Genomic DNA, 3,776 nt, shown 5'->3' on the forward strand with positions numbered 1-3,776 from the left:
CCCACTGACCGGTGCTGACGGGTTACCTGGGGCTGTTCGTCGCGGCGTTTGGCGCCGCAACGTTATTGCCCCTGCAATCTGAAGCCGTGCTGGTCGGCCTGCTGATCAGCGGGCATTACAACCTGTGGCTGCTGCTGGGTATCGCCACGTTGGGCAACGTGCTGGGGTCGGTGGTCAATTGGCTGCTGGGGCGTTCGGTAGAGCGCTTCAAGGAACGGCGCTGGTTTCCGGTGAGTGCCAAACAGCTGGATAGAGCCCGCGGGCATTACCTGCGTTGGGGGCATTGGACGCTGTTGCTCAGTTGGGTACCTATCATCGGCGACCCGCTGACCTTGGTGGCCGGGGTGATGCGAGAGCCGTTGTGGCGTTTTTTGCTGCTGGTAACCCTGGCCAAGGGCGTGCGTTATAGCGCGCTGACACTCATTATTCAGTAGCTGACCGCTCGTCGCCACTGTCATTTCTCACAGCTAGACGGTGACCACTCTCTCATATTTGCTGACCCTGTTTGGCACGTTTCTCAAATCAGCCTGAAGGGTCACCACCATGTCCGATAAACGCACAGACAGTCCACCCATCCTGCACCCACCACGCATCGCAGACCTGGAGCCGCCGCCCTACAACGACAACACTGTACGTCCCCTTCCCGAACTTCTGGCTGATGTAGGGGTTGGCATACGCAGCCTCGAAAACCGTTTGCTGATTACCTTCGAGAGCTGGACCACGAAGAACGTCGGCGATTCTTACGAATGGTATATGGGAGATCGGCGTTTTCCGGTCGCCTGGGGGGAAATTGTTGCTGGCGAGGAAACGCAAAGACGCTACCAACTCTCGGTACTACGCGAGCATGTACCGCTAGGTATTGTGTACCCCTGCTATGGCCTGGTCAGGCGTAACGGGTCTGGCACTGAAAGTACATCGGAGGAAGAAACCTGGTTCCTGAAAGATACCCGGCCAGGGGGCGTGGATCAGGACCCAGGACTCCCCTACCATTCGGCGCTGGTCCTTCACCTGCCAGAGGACTTGAGTGACTCAGATGCCGTACTCGACCCCGAGCGCGCACGTGATGGTGTGCTCATTACCATTGATCACTACCCAGATGCATTTGTAGGGGACACCATCGAGTTGTATTGGAACGGCCGTTTGGTAGAGCTGCAGTTGGACGCGGATCAGGCCGAGGGACTGACGCCTATCGAGGTGTTCGTCCCGTGGGAGGTCATCGAATTGGGCGGTAGCGGTCTGTTGACTATCCGGTTCCGGATCTACGACTTGGTGCTGAACTTCTCAGGGGAAGTGCAGCAGTGGTCTCAGGTCGTAAACCTGAACAGTAACCTGGATCCAGACGCACTCATGCGCCCCCACTTTTTGGTGGATGGAACAGACAATAATAACGTCGATTTCGACCAGTACGCAGAGAGTCACTTCGAACTCGAAGTGGTTGCGCCCACACGGCTCCCGAATGGCTCCCCAACGCCAGCAGGCACTCAGATCGTAGCTACCATCGTGGGTACACGCGAAGATAAAACGAAAGTCACCATCCCATTGCCAGCGTTTGCTGCCCGGCCCGGGCGTTCGGCATATACCACCGTCGAGAACAGCATCCTCGAAGACCTGATCAACGGCTCGATGCAAATCTCCTATACGCTGCAATTCCCGCTAGGCACTGAGATTGGCTATTCCCAAAGTCTGTCTGTCACAGTTTTTGGTACTGTTTCCAACATGCCTGCAGTTGAAATCGAGGAAAACGAAGGCGGCTTGATCGATCCGACCGTCCCCTACCTCAAAGTCAACTTCCCGGCCTTCGTGCCATACAGTCCGAACTATCCCGTCACCTTGCGCTTTGAGGCGCACCGACCCGGCGGCGGCCTAGTGTTTTATGAACAAACCCAGCAGGCCGGCGACCCACCACCACCCACACGCTTTCGGATTGTGACGCCGGCAAATTTCGCACAGTTCGTCGGGCTCGGGCCGATCGACGTCTTTTATCGCGTCAATGACGGTGTGAACACGATACAGGAAGCCGATGTGCTGACGGTGCGCGAATCCGAGCACCTGATAGTAGAAATAGGCGAACGTCGCGCCGACCTGCCTGCGCCGCACATTGAGGGCGTAGATGAAAATGGCAACCTCGATCCGGCCGATGTGATCTTCCAGGTCAATGTCACTCTCCCCTATACCTTCCAACGAGGTGACACCGTCGTGTGGCGCTGGGTAGGCTCTGGGGTGGGTGGCAACACAGGCGACACGATTAACGTCGTGGTAGGAGGAGAGATTTCGTTTCCGGTAGATCGAAATTATGTCGACGTGAATAACAACGGCTCCATTCGCTTGAGCTATTCCCTCATACGCGGCAACACAACACTGCGCTCTGAGACGCTTGACGTGACGGTCGGTAAAGCAATAGGTGAGCTGTTGAGGCCGGAAGTGCTTGAAGCCTCACGAGACCCAGACCAACTAAGGCCGGAGTCCGCAACGACCGGAGCGACGATTGAAGTATCGTTTCTGAACATGTCACCCAGCGACCGGATCCTGGCAGTGTTCAGCGGCGTACCGGGCATTGGCACTTATGAAGAAACCAAGAATGGCAACACCTCAAGAACAGTGCACTTTGACGTACCGAGCGAAGTAGTAGGCGCCAACATTCTTTCCGAAGGCCGCCAGATTCCCGTGCAGTACTTTGTGCTGCGCGGCACGCGGAGAATACCGTCGCCCATACTGGATCTGCTGTTACTGCCCCTGACCACGCTACCGATCCCCACCATCGAAGGGCATGATAACCCGGTATTGGTAATTTCCCAGCTTACTGGCCGGGAGCGCACCCTGATCAATATCTGGCCGTTCATTCACCGGTTTCAGCGGATGTGGATGCGATATGAAGGTATCTACGACGATGGCGCGGATTACATTGAGGATACCTACAGCGAGAACCTGGTAACGCCTGAGGGCGAGAGTCAGGGCATCATGCCACCGACGCCGCCGGATCTGCGCAGACTCAAGGATGGAATGCCGCTGTTCATCGATTTCTGGGCCAGTTTCGATCGTAGCACCAACAAAGCCAATGCAGTGCACTTCCGTCGGCGCACGTACACCATTCAGGCATTATCAGGAGATCTTCCCCACCCGTTTATCAATGGCACCACCGATACAGGGCCGAATGTGACAGTGGACCCGCTGCCCATTCAACACAATACGACGGCAACGGTTCGCTATGACGGTATGAGTAGCCAAGATTTCATCACGCTTTACTGGTTTTTTGCCGACGGCACCTCTTATTCAACCAGCCAGAATGGGCTGGATGGAGGCACGGTAGTGTTCAACCTGACCTCGGCCAAGGTCTTGCACCATAGTGTGAACAGTACCGTGTGCTTGAAGTATTCGGTGGTGAGCACGGGCGTGGCTGCCCCACGCCCGTCGCAGGTGCAGACGGTGAAAGTCAATACGATTCCGGCCACGGACTTACCGCAGCCACTCATCAACAGTATTATTGATGGAGGCACGCTGAACCTGGGTAGTTTTACCGGCGACGCCAAGGCATCAGTGGATAAGTGGCCTTTGAGCGACAAAGACCAACTAGGGTGGATGATACTCAGCAGCGACGGTATAGAAGATCTACTGGTGATGGAGGGCGAACTGATCAGCGCCACGGAGGCCGCCAATGGTTTGAGAGATAAAGCTGTGCTGCGTAGTTGGTTGGACAGGGTGGCAAATAATAGCCAGGTAACGTTGAGTTTTTACGTGGCCTATAATGGTATCGACGATCAGAGCCGGGCAGTTGAGTT

Annotated in this window: 2 protein-coding genes; both read left to right on the top strand. The window is 56.0% G+C overall.

Annotation, left to right across the window (positions count from 1 at the left end; translation table 11 throughout):
* The first annotated feature begins 11 nt into the window (after positions 1-11).
* The gene (locus J1G33_RS27650; RefSeq protein ID WP_148854357.1) at positions 12-434 is read left to right on the top strand and encodes a YqaA family protein; all 423 of its coding nucleotides are present in this window, start codon (positions 12-14) and stop codon (positions 432-434) included.
* Between the two features lie 109 nt (positions 435-543).
* A partial coding sequence (locus tag J1G33_RS27655; protein WP_223019167.1) for a hypothetical protein occupies positions 544-3,776 on the top strand: 3,233 nt, incomplete at its 3' end.

Origin of the sequence: Pseudomonas sp. P867 (genome assembly GCF_019891455.1) — a bacterium.
Classification (GTDB): domain Bacteria; phylum Pseudomonadota; class Gammaproteobacteria; order Pseudomonadales; family Pseudomonadaceae; genus Aquipseudomonas; species Aquipseudomonas synxantha_A.